This window comes from Pseudonocardia sp. McavD-2-B, assembly GCF_024124365.1.
Taxonomy (GTDB): domain Bacteria; phylum Actinomycetota; class Actinomycetes; order Mycobacteriales; family Pseudonocardiaceae; genus Pseudonocardia; species Pseudonocardia alni.
Genome location: NZ_JAMXSG010000147.1, coordinates 1 through 14363 on the forward strand (window position 1 = coordinate 1; position 14363 = coordinate 14363).

A 14363-nucleotide genomic window follows, 5' to 3' on the forward strand; every position below is an offset into this window, starting at 1 on the left:
GGCAACCGGCCCGCGGTCAGGAACCCGGCGACGACGGCGTCGCGCTCGGCCTCGGGCAGGGCCGGACCGGCGAGCAGGCCACCCGCCGCGGTCAGCACCCGGCAGACCAGGCCGGTGCCCGCCGACACCGCTGCGGCGAGGTCGGCCAGCTCCGCGCCGCCGGCGAACGCGGCGAGCAGCCGCCGGTGCCGGCCCAGGGTGTGGGCGAGCCGGTCCCCGCGGGCCGCGGACAGCGCCCCGATCACCGCCTCGGTCACCGCGCCGAACGACACGTCCACCGGCACCGCGACCAGCACGAGGTCGTGGCGGCGGCAGGCGTCGACAACGTCGGCCGGGATGTCGCCGAACACGGCCTCCCCGGCCACCAGCGCCGCCGCCCCGGACCGCGCGACCGCCGCGACGAACCGCTCCGAGTCCGCGGGCGTCCGCCGCCACACCAGGCCGGACACGACCAGCTCACCGCCGCCCAGGTAGCGCGACGGGTCGGGCAGGTCGGTCGGGTACACCCAGCGCACGGACCGGTCCAGGTCGGCCGCCGAGCCGTGCAGGACCCGCAGCCGCAGCTCCGGGCGTGCGACGAGCTCCGAGAGCAGCATGGGAGAAACCTACAACTCGGTGCGCCGCGGGGGACCCCGATTCGTCACGGCGGTGCCTTCTCCCGGTGACCGGCGCGCGGTGCACTGGGTCCATGCAGCAGCCGAGCGCCGGCCGGACCGCACACCGGACCGCCATCGAGGGTGCCCACGTCGTCACCGTCACCGGGGAGGAGCTCCCCGGCGGGCACGTCGTCGTCGAGGGGGAACGGATCGCGGGCGTCGGGCCCGGTCCCGCCCCGGCGGGGTCCTACGACCGCCGGGTCGACGCCCGCGGCTGCCTGCTCACCCCGGGCCTGGTCAACACCCACCACCACCTCTACCAGTGGGTGACCCGCGGGCTCGCCGTCGACCACACGCTGTTCGAGTGGCTGACCACGCTGTACCCGGTGTGGGCGGGCATCGACGAGCACGCCGTGCACACCGGCGCCACCGGCGCGCTGTCCGCGCTCGCGTTGTCGGGCTGCACCACCACGACCGACCACCACTACGTCTTCCCCCGCGAGGGCGGGGACGTGCTCGGCGCCGAGATCCGCGCCGCACAGCAGGTGGGGCTGCGGTTCCACCCGACCCGCGGCTCGATGGACCTCGGGCGCAGCGCGGGCGGGCTGCCGCCGGACCACGTCGTCTCCGACCGCGACGAGATCCTCGCCGCGTCCGCCGACGCCGTCGCCCGCTGGCACGACCCGTCGCCGGGGTCGATGCTGCGGATCGCGCTGGCCCCCTGCTCGCCGTTCTCGGTGACGCCGGAGCTGATGCGCGAGTCCGCGACGCTGGCCCGCGAGCTCGGGGTGCGGCTGCACACCCACCTCGCCGAGACCGACGACGAGGAGGCGTACTGCCGGGAGCGCTTCGGGGCCACCCCCACCGAGTACGTCGCCGACCTGGGCTGGACCGGGCCCGACGTGTGGTTCGCCCACACCGTGCACCTCGACGACGACGCGGTGAAGACGATCGGCGCGACCGGCACCGGCGTCGCGCACTGCCCCACCTCCAACGGCCGGCTCGGCGCGGGCATCGCGCGGGTCCGCGACCTCGTCGACGCGGGCGCCCGGGTCGGGATCGGCGTCGACGGCGCCGCCTCCAACGAGGGCACCCACCTGCTGGAGGACGTCAAGCACGCCGTCCTGTTCGCCCGCGCCGCGGGCGGCCCCCGCGCCCTGTCGGTGCGCGAGGCCCTGGAGCTCGGCACGCTCGGCGGTGCCCGGGTGCTCGGTCGCGAGGACGAGATCGGGTCGATCGAGACCGGCAAGCTCGCCGACCTCGCCCTGTGGCGGCTCGACGGGTTCCGGCACCGCGACGTCGCCGACCCGGTCGCCGCCCTCGTCCTGGGCACCCCGCCGCCGCTGGAGCTGCTGCTCGTGCACGGGCGCCCGGTCGTCGAACGGGACACCGTGCTCACCGTCGACACCGACGCCGTCGCCGCCGAGTGCGCCGCCGTGCACCGCGCCCTCGTGGCCAAGGCCGGGTGAGCGGATGGACCTGCACACCGTCACCGGGTTCCGGCGCGCCCGCGAGCGCGCCGACCTGGCGCTGGCGCCGGGGGAGCGGATCCTCGCCGGCGGGACGTGGCTGTTCTCCGAGCCGCAGCCCGGCGTCACCGGCCTGGTCGACCTCACCACGATGGGCTGGGAGCCCCTCTCCGACCTGCCCGACGGCGGCCTGTCGGTGGCCGCGACCTGCCCGATCGCCGACCTCGCCGCGTACGGCGAGCGCACCGGGACCCCGCTGTTCGCCGAGTGCGCGCACGCCCTGCTCGCGTCGTGGAAGATCTGGCACACCGCGACCGTCGGCGGGAACGTGTGCCGCGCCTACGCCGCCGCCGGGATGGTCGCCCTCGCCGCGACGCTCGACGGGCTCGCCGTCGTCTGGACCCCCGACGGCGAGGAGTACCGCGCCCCGGTCGCGTCGCTCGTCACCGGCAACGGCACCACCGCGCTGCGCCCCGGCGAGGTCCTGCGCGCGGTCGAGCTGCCCGGCGCCGCACTCCGCGCCCGCACCGCCTTCCGCAGGATCGCACTCGCCGAGCTCGGCCGCTCCGGCGCCGTGCTCACCGGGCGGGTCGACACCGCACCCGACGGCGGCGCCGCCACGTTCGTGATCACCGCCGCGACCGAGGCGCCCACCGTCCTGCGCTACCCGGCCGGCGTGCCCGACGCGGACCGGCTGCGCGCCGACGTCGACGCCGTCGACGGCTGGTACACCGACCCGCTCGGTTCCGCGGACTGGCGCCACGGGGTCAGCGCGGTGCTGCTGGAGCAGATCCGGGAGGAGCTGTCGTGAAACTGCACGTCAACGACACCGAGCTGGAGGCGGAGCCCGCCCCGGGGCAGTGCACCCGCACGTTCCTGCGCGAGCACGGGCACCTCGAGGTGAAGAAGGGGTGCGACGCCGGGGACTGCGGCGCCTGCACCGTCCTGCTCGACGACCGGCCCGTGCACTCGTGCCTGATCCCCGCCCAGCGTCTCGACGGCGCGCGGGTCACCACCGTCGCCGGGCTGGCCGGGCCGGACGGGGAGCTGCACCCGGTCCAGGCCGCGTTCGTGGAGAAGTTCGGGTTCCAGTGCGGGTTCTGCACGGCCGGCCAGATCGTCACCGCCACCGCGCTCACCCCCGACGACCTCGACGACCTGCCGCGGCGGATGAAGGGCAACCTGTGCCGCTGCACCGGCTACCGCAGCATCCGCGAGGCGATCGAGACCGGCGTCCGCGGCGGCTGCACCCCGCGCGCCACGGGCGGGACCGCCGGCACCGTCGGCTGCTCGGCGCGGCCCCCGGCCGCGGAGCGCATCGTCACCGGCAGCGAGCCGTTCACCTTCGACACCGACCTCACCGGGGCCCTGCACCTGCGGATCCTCGGCTCCCCGCACGCCCACGCCCGCATCCGGTCGATCGACACCACCGCGGCCGCAGCCGCGCCGGGCGTCGCGCTGGTGCTGACCCACCACGACGTGCCGGACCTGCGCTACTCCACCGCCCGGCACGAGCACCGCACCGACGACCCCGACGACACCCGGATGCTCGACGACGTCGTCCGCCACGTCGGGCAGCGGGTCGCCGCCGTCGTCGCGCAGACCCCGGCGCAGGCCGAGGCGGCCTGCGCGCTGGTCGCCGTCGACTACGAGGTGCTGCCCGCCGTCCTCGACCCGGAGGCGGCGCGGCGGCCCGGTGCGCCGTCGGTGCACCCGGACCGGACCCCCGCCGACCGCGTCGACGACGCCGGGCGCAACGTCGTGCTCGCCCTGCACGGCGGGCACGGCGGCGACGTCGACGCCGCTCTGCGCGCCTCCGCGCACACCGTCACCGGCACCTGGCGCACCAGCCGGGTCTCCCACGCCCAGCTGGAGTGCCACGGCGCGATCGGCTCGCTCGACGACGACGGTAGGCTCGTCGTGCGGGCGGGCACCCAGGTCCCGTTCCTCACCCGCGGCGAGCTCGCCCGCGTTCTCGGACTCGACCCGGACCGGGTCCGGGTGCACACCGCGCGGGTCGGTGGTGGGTTCGGCGGCAAGCAGGAGATGTTCGCCGAGGACCTCGTCGGGCTCGCGGTGCTGCGGACCGGGCGTACCGTCGTCCACGAGTTCACCCGGTCCGAGGAGTTCACCCGCACCGCGCTGCGCCACCCGATGCGGGTCGCGGTCACCCTCGGCGCCGACGACGACGGCCACCTCACCGCGATGAAGCTCGACGTCCTGTCCGACACCGGCGCCTACGGCAACCACTCCCGCGGGGTGCTGTTCCACTCCGTCGCCGAGTCGGTCAGCGTCTACAACTGCCCCGTCAAGCGCCTCGACGCCGAGGTCGTCTACACCCACAACGTGCCCAGCGGCGCGTTCCGCGGCTACGGCCTGGGCCAGGTGATGTTCGCCGTCGAGTCCGCGATGGACGAGCTCGCGATCGCCACCGGCCTCGACCCGTTCGAGCTGCGCCGGCGCACCATGGTGCGCGCCGGGGACCCGCTGCACGTCGCCCACCACGGCGAGCCGGAGCACGACCTGCACTGGACCAGCTACGGCATGGACCAGTGCCTCGACCTCGTCCAGGACGCCCTGGCCGACGGCACCGGCGACCCGGTCCCCGACGGCCCGACATGGCGGGTCGGGGAGGGTGTCGCCCTGGGCATGATGACGACGATGGCCCCGTTCGGGCACGCCGCGACCACCACGGTGACGCTGCTGCCCGGCGGGCGCTACCGGCTCGGCGCCGGCACCGTCGAGTTCGGCAACGGCACCACGACCACCCACCGCCAGGTCGTCGCCACCGTGCTCGGCACGACCCCGGACCGCGTCGACGCCCACCACGGCGACACCGACGCCTGCGGCTACGACACCGGGGCGTTCGCCTCGGCGGGCACCACCGTGGCGGGCAAGGCACTGCACGCCGCGGCGACCGCGCTGCGGGAGCGGATCCTCACCGTGACCGGCGGCGGGGAGCTGCACGCGGCCGGGGTCACGGCGCCCGGCGGGGAGTGGACGCTCGACGACGTGCTCGCCGCCGCGTCCTCTCCCGCGGGGCTGGCGGCCACGGGGGAGGAGCCCGGCACCGCGCGGGCGATCACGGCGAACTGCCACGGCGTGCGCGTCGCGGTGGACACCGCGACCGGCGAGGTCCGGGTGCTGCGCTCGGTGCAGGCCGTCGACGCCGGCACCGTCCTGAACCCCGAGCAGCTGCGCGGGCAGGTCGAGGGCGGCGCCGCGATGGGGCTGGGCAGCGCGCTCTACGAGGAGGTGTACGTGGGGGAGTCCGGGGAGGTACTCAACCCGGTGTTCCGCACCTACCGGGTGCCGCAGATGGCCGACGTCCCGGACACCGAGGTGCGGTACGCCCGCACCCACGACGCGCTCGGCACCTACGGCGCGAAGTCGATGAGCGAGGCGCCCTACAACCCGGTCGCGCCCGCGATCGCGAACGCGATCCGGCGCGCGCTGGGGGTGCGGCCGTACCACCAGCCGTTCAGCCGCGACCGGGTGTGGCGGCTGGCGGCCGGTGGCACGGCGCCCTGAGGCGCCGGGGCGGGGTCAGCCCCGGCGGCGCGCGTGCTCCAGCAGCGCGGTCGCGGTGAGCTTGCCCAGCTCGTTCGCGGCCAGCGGGCTGTCGCCGGTGATGACGTTGCGGTCGGTGGTGCAGCGGCCGGTCATGTCGTCGTTGACGACACGGACGCCCTCGTCCTGGAGGGCCTTGCCGAGCAGCCAGGGCATCTCACCGGGCAGGTAGCCGATGTCGATGTTGGCGCCGGCGTCGAGCGCGTCGGGGAACACGCACATCTCGTAGCCCTCGAACACCGACCGGCCGCGGCCGATGCGGGTCGAGAGGAACGCGGCGGGCCCGTGACACAGCGACACCACGAGCCGGTCGGTGCGCATCGCCCACTCCAGGGTGTCGCGGACGTCGGTGGAGAACGGCAGCCCGGACAGCGCACCGTGCCCGCCGGGGACGAACACCGCGAGGTAGTCCGAGTCCTCGCCCAGCTCGCGCTCGACGACCTCCGCCAGCGACTTCGGGGCCCGCCACTGCGCGAGCAGCGTGTCGCGGGCGCTGCCGACCGCCTCGTCCTCGCCGGGGTAGGCCCACCACTCGAACTTCGCCGGGTTGCCGGTGAGCGTCGCGATCTCGACGCCGAACCCGGCCTCCAGGACGTGGTGCAGGGGGAGCAGGGTCTCCACCGGGTGGTTGCCGGTGGAGAAGAAGGTGCCGTTGCCCATGCGCAGGTAGCGCTCGTCGGTGGCCAGCACGAGCACCTTCCAGCGGCCGCCGGACCAGGCGTTCCGCTCGGTGGCGAGACCGTCGAAGTCGGTTCTCGGCGCGGTGTAGGCGTCCAGCGAGTACGGCGACGGGAAGTACGCCTCGTGCTCCGCCGGGTCCGCGGTCGGGTCCTTGCTGAGCGTGCTGTCGGACATCGGGGTGCCTCCGGGTCGTTCGTGCGGTGCCCGCACGGCGTACCCCCGCCCGGGCCGGTGAACCGCGCCGCCGTGCGTTCACCAACTTGTCCATACAGGGTGGTGGACGGTCCGGCGAGGTGGTGCGACCGTCGCGGGCATGGCAGCTCCCCTGACGACCGCCCGCTACGCCCGCTGGGACGGGGTCGGCACCCCGTTCCGCCTGGTCACGACGGCGCTCGGCGCGCCGGGGCCGGGTGAAGTCCTGGTGGCGGTCGACCTGGCGACGGTGTGCGGGTCGGACCTGCACACGACCCGCGGTCATCGCTCGTCGCCGGTGCCGGGGGTGCTCGGGCACGAGCAGGTCGGGCGGGTCGTCGCGACGGCGCCGGGCCTGCGCCACGTCGACGGCGCGCCGGTCCGGAGCGGCGACCGGATCGTCTTCTCGGTCGCCGCGTCCTGCGGGGAGTGCCGCCGCTGCCGTCGCGGGATCCCGCAGAAGTGCGCCGACCTGCACAAGTACGGCCACGCCCCGCTGGACGAGGCCCGTCCGCTGACCGGCGGGTTCGCCACCCACTGCCTGCTCGCCCCGGGCACGGCGACGGTCGTCGTCCCTCCAGCGGTGCCCGACGAGGTCGCCGCACCCGCCTCGTGCGCGACGGCCACGGTCGCCGCGGTCCTCGACGCCGCGGGCTCGCCGGGACCGGGAACGCGGGTGCTGGTGACCGGTGCGGGCATGCTCGGCGTGACCGCGGCGGCGATGGCCTCCCGCGCGGGTGCCGAGGTCGTGGTCGCCGACCCGCACGCCGACCGTCGCGCCCGGGCACGTCGCTTCGGCGCAGCGGACACGGTCGGGGCCCCGCCGGAGCGGGCATTCGACGTCGCGCTGGAGCTGTCCGGTGCACCCGCCGCCGTGCGCGCCTGCCTCGACGCGCTCGACGTCGGCGGCACCGCCGTCCTCGCCGGGTCGGTCTCGCCCGGCCCCGCAGTGGGACTCGACCCGGAACGCCTGGTCCGCGGGCTGCACACGGTCGTCGGCGTGCACAACTACGCCCCCCGCCACCTCGCCGCCGCGGTCGCGTTCCTCGTCGCGGAGCACACGCGGTTCCCGTTCGCCGAGCTGACCGGTGGCCCGTGGTCCCTCGACGCGCTCGACGACGCCTTCGCCGCCGCCGGGTTGCCGGGTGCGGCGCCGCGCCAGGCCGTGCGTCCCTGACGTCGCTCCCGATCGCCGGGCCGGGCCATCGCACGAACCGATGCGGCAGGGCGGTCCTTCTCCGGGCTCCGGAGGGGATGTGTGTGTCGATTCGCTTACCCGGTAAGCGAGTCCAGAACAGGGGCACCTCTGAGCGGCAGCGGCAGGGGCAGCGGCGGCGGCAGGGGTGGCGACGGTGGCGGCGGTGCGACTCCCGGTCCGGGCACCGCCGTCGCCGGCGGGAGCGCGTCGCAGCCCACCCGCGGGTGGACCCGCTCCCGCCCGCTCATTCCCGCGCGAACCCACCCCGCCCGCTGCGGGTGTTCGTCACCGTCACGGTCGCGACGTCCGGGCGGTAGCGGTCCTCCGACCACTCGAGAGCGTCCCCGGCGGCGTCCCAGGTCAGCCGCCGTTCGCGGAGCAGGGGGTGTCCGACCTCGACGCCGAGCAGGGACGCGTCGAGCTCGTCGGCGGCGACGGCGTCGAAGGTGTGCCGGGCCGCGTGCAGGTCGACGCCCTGGCCGGTGAGCAGGGCGTAGATCGACCCGGCGTTGAGGTCGGCGTCGAGCAGGGCGCGCCCGACCTTCTCCACGTACGTCATCCGCTCCAGCATCGCGGGGCGGTCGTCGAGCAGGCGGAGCCGGATCAGCTGGACCGCGTAGTCCTCGGGCTCCAGGCCCAGCGCCGCCGCCACCGCGGGCGACGGGTGCCGCAGTGCGATCTCGTGCAGGCGCTGGCCCGGGACGTGGCCGGTCAGCTCCGCGCGCCGGGTGAAGGACAGGAACGACTCGAACGGCTGGGCGGGCACCGCGTCCAGCACCACCGAGCGCCGGCCCTGCCCGCCGCCGATCAGGCCCTCGTCGCGCAGGGCGGCCAGGGCCTGGCGGACGGGGCCGCGCGACGCCGAGAACTCCCGGCACAGCTCGGCCTCGGACGGCAGCGCCTCGCCGACACCGATCGCGCCGCTGCGGATCCGGGCGCGCAGCTCGTCGGCCAGTGTGCGGTGCAACGGGGTCCCCACGGCTGGTGACTCTACAAGTGCCAGGGCGCTGAGCACGACGTCCAGAGGTCGGGCAGGTGAACAGATCCCGACTTGTATCGACAAGTCATTGCGGTCGGGGACATCCGGCTGGCACCGTCCCCGCCGTGACCCGGACGAGTGATCTCCTGATCGTCGGGGCCGGCGTCGTCGGCCTCGCCCACGCCGTCGAGGCCGTCGAGCGCGGCCTGGACGTGACCGTGCTCGAGCGTGACGCCCACGCCGTCGGAGCCTCGGTGCGCAACTTCGGCCACGGTTGCCTCACCGCCCAGACCGGCGATGCGCTGGAGCTCGCCACCCGCGGCCGCGGCACCTGGCTGCGGCTGGGCGCCGAGGCCGGGTTCGGCGTCGCCGAGTGCGGCACCGTGGTCGTCGCCCGGTCGGCCGAGGAGCGCGCCGCACTCGAGGAGCTCGCGGCCACCCGGGGCGACGACGTCGAGCTGCTCGACCCGGCGCGGGTCGTCGACCGGGTCCCGGTCGCCCGCGACGGCCTGCACGGCGGGGCGTTCCTGCCGCGTGACCTGCGGGTCGAGCAGCGCCGGGCGGCCGGGGCGATCGCGGCGTGGCTCGCGGCCCGGCCCGGTGCCGAGATCCACTTCGGCTGCCCGGTGCACGGCATCGACGCGGCCGGCGCCGGGGCCGGCGAGGCCCGGGCCGGGGCCGGGGGGATCGGGGACGCGAGCGGCGACGGCCCGGTGGTCGTCCGCACCGGGCGCGGGGAGTTCCGGGCCCACCGGGTCCTCCTCTGCGTCGGTCACGACCTGGACCGCCTCGTCCCCGGCCTCGCCGACGACGCGGGCCTGCGGCGCTGCGTCCTGCAGATGCTGCAGGTCCGCCCGCACACCCCGCTCACGATCGGCCCGGCCGTGCTCACCGGCAGCTCGATGCTGCGCTACCCGGCCCTGTCGGGCACCGCGGGCGCCGCCGCGCTGCGCGAGCGCTGGCGCACCGAGCGCCCGGAGCTGCTCGACGCGGGCGTCAACCACATGCTCACCCAGCTGCCCGGCGGCGACCTCGTCGTCGGCGACACCCACCACTACGACCGCACACCCGAGCCCTGGACCGACGAGACCCTCGACGACCTGCTGCTCGCCGAGACCCGGGCGCTGCTCGGGACCGGCGTCGACGTCGTCCGCCGGTGGCGGGGCGTCTACGCCGACGCCCCCGGCGAGTTCCTGATCCGCCCGGTCGCACCGGCGACGAGCGCCGTCGCGGTCACCTCCGGCATCGGCATGACCACCGCGTTCGGCCTCGCACCGGCCGTGCTCGACCGCGTCCTCTGAAACGGGAGACCCCCATGCGCCGCCCCCGCCTGCTCGCCGTCGCCGCACTGGCCGCGAGCCTCGCTCTCACCGCCTGCGCCGGCCCGTCCGGCCCCACCGTCGCCGAGTCGCCCACCTGCCCCGGCGGGCAGATCCGGATGGGCATCGAACCGTTCGAGGACCCGGCGAAGCTCGTGCCCGCCGCGGAGATCCTCGGCGACGCCCTCGAACGCCGGTTGAGCTGCCCGGTCCGGGTGCAGGTCACCGAGGACTACGCGGCCGAGGTCCTCGCCATGCGCAACGACCGCCTGGAGATCGGGATCTTCGGCCCGCTCGGCTACGTCTTCGCATCCGAGCGTGCCGGGGCCGAGCCGGTCGCCTCGTTCGGCACCGCGACCGGGGAGCTGTCCGCCTACACCGCCGGGATCTGGGTGCCGCGCGATTCCGAGGTCACCACGGTGACCCAGCTCCGCGGCCGCACCCTCGCCCTGGGCTCGGTCGGCTCCACCTCCGGTGACGCCCTACCGCGCAAGGCACTGCTCGACGCCGGGCTCGCCCCCGCCGACGTCCGGGTCGACTACGCCGGCGGTCACCCCGAGGCGCTGCTCGCGCTGACCAACGGCACCGTCGACGCCGCCGAGATCAACTCCCAGCAGCTGGCCTCGGCCACCGCGTCGGGGACGTTCGACCCGGCGGGGTTCCGCCGGGTCTGGACCTCCGCGCCGATCCCCAACGACCCGGTGACCGTGCGCGGCAACCTCGACCCGGCGTTCAAGGCCGCCGTCACCGACGCCCTGCTGAACCTCGACCCGCAGGCGGTGGGGGAGATCGGCGCGCTGCTCGACGTCACCCCGCCCGGGAAGCTCGTCCCGGTCACCCGCGACACCTATGCGCCGCTGTTCGAGCTGGCCCGCACGCTCGGCCTGACCGAGAAGGACGTCCAGTGAGCGCGCTGCTGGAGGTCCGCGGTGCCCGGGTGCGCTACGGCGACCGCGAGGTCCTCCACGGCGTCGACGTCGACGTCCACGCCGGGGAGCTGCTCGCCGTCCTCGGCGCCAACGGCTCGGGCAAGTCGACGCTGCTGCGCGCAGCAGCCGGGCTGACCCCACACCTCGGGCGGGTGCTCGTCGACGGCCGGCCACGCGGACGGCTCGACGTCGCGCTGGTCTTCCAGCGGATCCACCTCGTCACCCGGCGCACCGTGCTCGACAACGTCTGCGCCGGCGCTCTGGGACGGCTCCCGCTGCGGTCCTCGCTGGTCCCGTCCCTGTTCCCGCGGGCGCTGCGGGAGGAGGCGATGGGCTGCCTCGACCGCGTCGGACTCGCCGACCGCGCCCACGACCGCGCCGGGTCGCTGTCCGGCGGGCAGCAGCAGCGGGTCGCCGTCGCCCGCGCACTGTGCCAGCGCGCCCGGGTCCTGCTCGCCGACGAGCCGGTGTCCGCGCTCGACCCGGCCGCCGCCGAACAGGTGCTCGGCCTGCTCGCCGAGCTCGCCCACACCGAGCACCTCGCCGTGCTCGCCGTCCTGCACCAGCCCGACCTCGCCGCCCGGCACGCCGACCGCGTCGTCGGGCTGCGGTCCGGGCACGTCGCCCTCGACGGACCACCCGGCGGCGACGTCCGCGCGCTCTACCCCGACGCCGCCGACCACCGCGGGCCGGCGGCCGCACTGGAGGCCGCACCGTGAGCACCACCGCACCGGACGTCCGCCGCGTCCCCGTCCCGCCGCGGCGCCGCGACCCGCGCACCCTCGCCCTGGCGGCGACGGTCGTCGTCGTGCTGCTCGTCGTGCACGTCGTCGCCTGGCGCGCCACCGAGATGTCGTTCGCGACGCTGCTCGGCGGCGCCGACGGGATGGCCGAGTTCCTCACCGAGGCGGTCCCGCCCGACCTGTCCTGGGCGGTGTTGGGGCCGAGCCTGCAGGGAGCCCTGGTCACCCTGTGGATCGGGCTGCTCGGCACCACCCTGTCGATCCCGTTCGCGCTGGCGCTCGCCCTGGCCGCCGCGCGCGGCACCGCCCCCGGGCCGGTCACCTACCAGGCCGCCCGTGGCGTGCTGTCGTTCCTGCGTGCCGTGCCCGACGTCGTGTTCGCACTGGTCTTCGTCACCGCGGTCGGGCTCGGCCCGTTCCCCGGGGTGCTCGCGCTGGTCCTGCACAACATCGGCGTGATGGGCAAGCTCTGGGCCGAGACCGTCGAGGACGCCGACCCCGGCCCGCCCACCGCGCTGCGCTCCGCGGGCGCCGGACGGCTGCAGGTCGCCGTGCACGCGCTGCTGCCGTCGGTCACCCCGCAGCTGGTGGGGCTGCTGCTCTACCGCTTCGACGTCAACGTCCGCTCGTCGCTGGTGCTGGGCCTGGTCGGCGCCGGCGGCATCGGGTTCCTCATCAACCAGTCCATCCAGCTGTTCCGGTTCGACGAGATGCTCACCCACATCCTCGTCGTGCTGGTGCTGATCGTCGCGGTCGACCAGCTGTCCGCGCAGGTCCGCCGCCGTCTCGGGAGTGACACGTGATCCGCCTCGCCGCACTGGACATCGCCGGGACCACCGTCGACGAGGGGGGAGCGGTCTACCGGGTCCTCGCCGACGTCGTCGCCCGCGCCGGACATCCGGCCGACGACGTCGCGATCCGCCGCTGGATGGGGGCCGACAAGCGCGAGGCCCTCGGCGCGCTCACCGGCGTCCGCGACGCCCGCGCCGTCGAGGGCCTGCACGACGCCTTCGTCGCCCGCCTCGCCGACGCCTACGCCGCGTCGCCGCCGCGTCCGCTGCCCGGGGTCCCCGAGGCGCTGGCCGCGCTGCGCGCGGCGGGGATCGCGGTGGTGCTGACCACCGGATTCGACCGGCAGGTCACCGACCCGCTGCTGGCCGCGCTCCCCGGGCGCTTCACCGGGCAGCTCGACGCCGTGGTCTGTGCCGAGGAGGTCGCGGCCGGACGGCCCGACCCGGCGATGATCCGGCGCGCGATGGCGCTGACCGGGGTCGCCGACCCGGCGGCCGTGCTGACAGCGGGGGACACCGTGCTCGACGTCGAGGCCGGCCGCAACGCCCGGGCCGGGCGGGTCGTCGCGGTGCTCACCGGGGCGCAGGGCCGCGCCGAGCTCCGCGCGGCGGGGCCGACCGACGTCGTCGACGGGGTCGCGGTGCTCCCCGGTCTGCTCGGGGACACCCGGCAGGCGGGCTGAGCGGGACGGGTCAGAAGTCGTGGCCCGCCTCCGGCGGCGCCCCGGTGATCCGCCGCAGGTGCACCCGGCGCGCGAGCCGGATCAGCGGGCGGATCATCAGCTCGATCGAGCCGACGAGGAACAGCCAGGTCCCCGCGTAGGTGGTGGCCTCGTGGAAGAACAGCACGCTGCCGATCACGAACCACAGCGCGACCAGGATGTCGTTGACGATGCTGAGCACCTCGTACCGCTGCCGGACGACGAGCTCCTCGCGCCCGATGGTGAACGTCAGCGGCCGGTCGTGTGCGGTCCGTCCCATGAGCCGCCGGGTACCCCGCCGACCGGCCGGTCGCACGTCGGGGAAGGGTGAGCACGTGCACACGACCCCGCAGCGCCGGCTCGGTACCGGTGACGCCGTCGTCCTCGGTGTCGGCTCCATGCTCGGTGCGGGGGTGTTCGCGGTGTTCGGGCCCGCCGCGGCGATCGCCGGGACCGCGCTGCTCCCGGCACTGCTGGTGGCCGGGGCGATCGCGACGGCGAACGCGATGTCCTCGGCCTGGCTCGCCGCCCGGTACCCGGAGTCCGGGGGCGCCTACGTGTACGGGCGCCGCAGGCTGGGAGAGACATGGGGGTTCCTCGCCGGGTGGGCGTTCGTCACCGGCAAGACCGCCTCGTGCGCCGCGATGGCCCTGACGCTGGGCTCCTACGCGTGGCCGGAACACGCCCGCGCGGTCGCGGCGGCGGCCGTCGTCGCGATGGTGGCGGTCAACCTGCGCGGCATCACCCGCACCGCGCTCGTCACCCGGCTGCTGGTCGTGTGCACCGTCGCCGTGCTGGCGGCGGTGGTCGTCGCCGCGTTCTCCCGGCCGGCCGTCGTCTCCCCGTTCGACGGGTGGGCCTGCGCCGGTCCGCTCGCGGTGCTGCAGGCGGCCGGGCTGCTGTTCTTCGCCTTCGCCGGGTACGCCCGCATCGCCACCCTCGGGGAGGAGGTCCGCGACCCCGCCCGCACGATTCCGCGGGCGATCCCGCTCGCGCTCGGTCTCGTGCTGGTGGTCTACGCGGTGGTCGCCGTCGCCGCGCTGCGGTCCGCCGGGCCGGACGCCCTCGCGGCGTCCGCGGCGCCGCTGGCCGCCGCGTCCGGGGACGGGACTGAGCCGGTGGTGCGCCTCGGCGGTGCCCTCGCCTCGGCGGGGGTGTTGCTCGCGCTGGTCGCCGGGGTCGGGCGCACGGTGCT

14 protein-coding genes are annotated in these 14363 nt (G+C 75.9%); 10 read left to right on the plus strand and 4 right to left on the minus strand.

All coding sequences use genetic code 11. The annotated features are described in order from the left end of the window. Window positions 1–596, minus strand: a 596-nt coding sequence (locus NH602_RS18785) for a PucR family transcriptional regulator ligand-binding domain-containing protein (RefSeq protein ID WP_253068481.1), incomplete at its 3' end; no start/stop codon positions are given. Window positions 597–688: 92 nt separating this feature from the next. Between NH602_RS18785 and NH602_RS18790 the strand changes: the two genes are divergently transcribed. Genes NH602_RS18790 through NH602_RS18800 form a run of 3 tightly spaced genes read left to right on the plus strand, consistent with a single transcriptional unit; the run spans window position 689 to window position 5596 of the window. Next, window positions 689–2065: an 8-oxoguanine deaminase gene (locus tag NH602_RS18790; protein WP_179759965.1), complete on the plus strand. Its 1377-nt coding sequence runs from the start codon at window positions 689–691 to the stop codon at window positions 2063–2065. Window positions 2066–2069: 4 nt separating this feature from the next. Then, window positions 2070–2876, plus strand: coding sequence for an FAD binding domain-containing protein (locus NH602_RS18795; RefSeq protein ID WP_253068482.1), 807 nt, complete (start codon window positions 2070–2072; stop codon window positions 2874–2876). Beyond that, the gene (locus tag NH602_RS18800) at window positions 2873–5596 is read left to right on the plus strand and encodes a molybdopterin-dependent oxidoreductase (protein WP_253068483.1); all 2724 of its coding nucleotides are present in this window, start codon (window positions 2873–2875) and stop codon (window positions 5594–5596) included. The genes NH602_RS18795 and NH602_RS18800 overlap by 4 nt, the downstream gene beginning before the upstream one ends. 15 nt (window positions 5597–5611) lie before the next feature. Here NH602_RS18800 and hchA read toward each other — a convergent pair whose 3' ends face one another. Continuing rightward, entirely contained in the window at window positions 5612–6490 is an 879-nt protein-coding gene (gene hchA, locus NH602_RS18805) for a glyoxalase III HchA (RefSeq protein WP_100877878.1), read from the minus strand. 139 nt (window positions 6491–6629) lie between these two features. On the opposite strand from hchA, the gene NH602_RS18810 reads away from it, so the two are divergent. After that, a complete protein-coding gene (locus NH602_RS18810) occupies window positions 6630–7685 on the plus strand; it encodes an alcohol dehydrogenase catalytic domain-containing protein (protein WP_253068484.1) in 1056 nt (351 codons plus the stop codon). 265 nt (window positions 7686–7950) lie between these two features. On the opposite strand, the gene NH602_RS18815 is transcribed toward NH602_RS18810, so the two are convergent. Further along, the gene (locus NH602_RS18815) at window positions 7951–8685 is read right to left on the minus strand and encodes a GntR family transcriptional regulator (RefSeq protein WP_253068485.1); all 735 of its coding nucleotides are present in this window, start codon (window positions 8683–8685) and stop codon (window positions 7951–7953) included. A 125-nt stretch (window positions 8686–8810) separates the two neighbouring features. Here NH602_RS18815 and NH602_RS18820 point away from each other — a divergent pair, with 125 nt between their 5' ends. From NH602_RS18820 to NH602_RS18840, 5 genes are read left to right on the plus strand one after another with little or no spacing between them, the layout of a single operon-like run. Next, complete coding sequence (locus NH602_RS18820) at window positions 8811–9986, plus strand: TIGR03364 family FAD-dependent oxidoreductase (RefSeq protein ID WP_253068486.1); 1176 nt, start codon at window positions 8811–8813, stop codon at window positions 9984–9986. A 14-nt stretch (window positions 9987–10000) separates the two neighbouring features. Further along, window positions 10001–10912, plus strand: a complete 912-nt coding sequence (locus tag NH602_RS18825; protein ID WP_253068487.1) for a phosphate/phosphite/phosphonate ABC transporter substrate-binding protein — start codon at window positions 10001–10003, stop codon at window positions 10910–10912. Continuing rightward, window positions 10909–11652, plus strand: coding sequence for a phosphonate ABC transporter ATP-binding protein (locus NH602_RS18830; RefSeq protein ID WP_253068488.1), 744 nt, complete (start codon window positions 10909–10911; stop codon window positions 11650–11652). The genes NH602_RS18825 and NH602_RS18830 overlap by 4 nt, the downstream gene beginning before the upstream one ends. Next, entirely contained in the window at window positions 11649–12479 is an 831-nt protein-coding gene (gene phnE, locus NH602_RS18835; RefSeq protein ID WP_073575019.1) for a phosphonate ABC transporter, permease protein PhnE, read from the plus strand. Before NH602_RS18830 ends, phnE begins: the two co-directional genes overlap by 4 nt. Beyond that, window positions 12476–13150 carry a phosphonatase-like hydrolase gene (locus NH602_RS18840; protein ID WP_253068489.1) on the plus strand — a complete coding sequence of 225 codons (675 nt, stop codon included), beginning with the start codon at window positions 12476–12478 and terminating at the stop codon, window positions 13148–13150. The genes phnE and NH602_RS18840 overlap by 4 nt, the downstream gene beginning before the upstream one ends. A gap of 10 nt (window positions 13151–13160) precedes the next feature. Here NH602_RS18840 and NH602_RS18845 read toward each other — a convergent pair whose 3' ends face one another. After that, window positions 13161–13448 carry a YrhK family protein gene (locus NH602_RS18845; RefSeq protein WP_073575017.1) on the minus strand — a complete coding sequence of 96 codons (288 nt, stop codon included), beginning with the start codon at window positions 13446–13448 and terminating at the stop codon, window positions 13161–13163. Between the two features lie 118 nt (window positions 13449–13566). On the opposite strand from NH602_RS18845, the gene NH602_RS18850 reads away from it, so the two are divergent. Then, on the plus strand, window positions 13567–14363 hold a 797-nt coding region (locus tag NH602_RS18850), incomplete at its 3' end, for an APC family permease (RefSeq protein ID WP_253068490.1).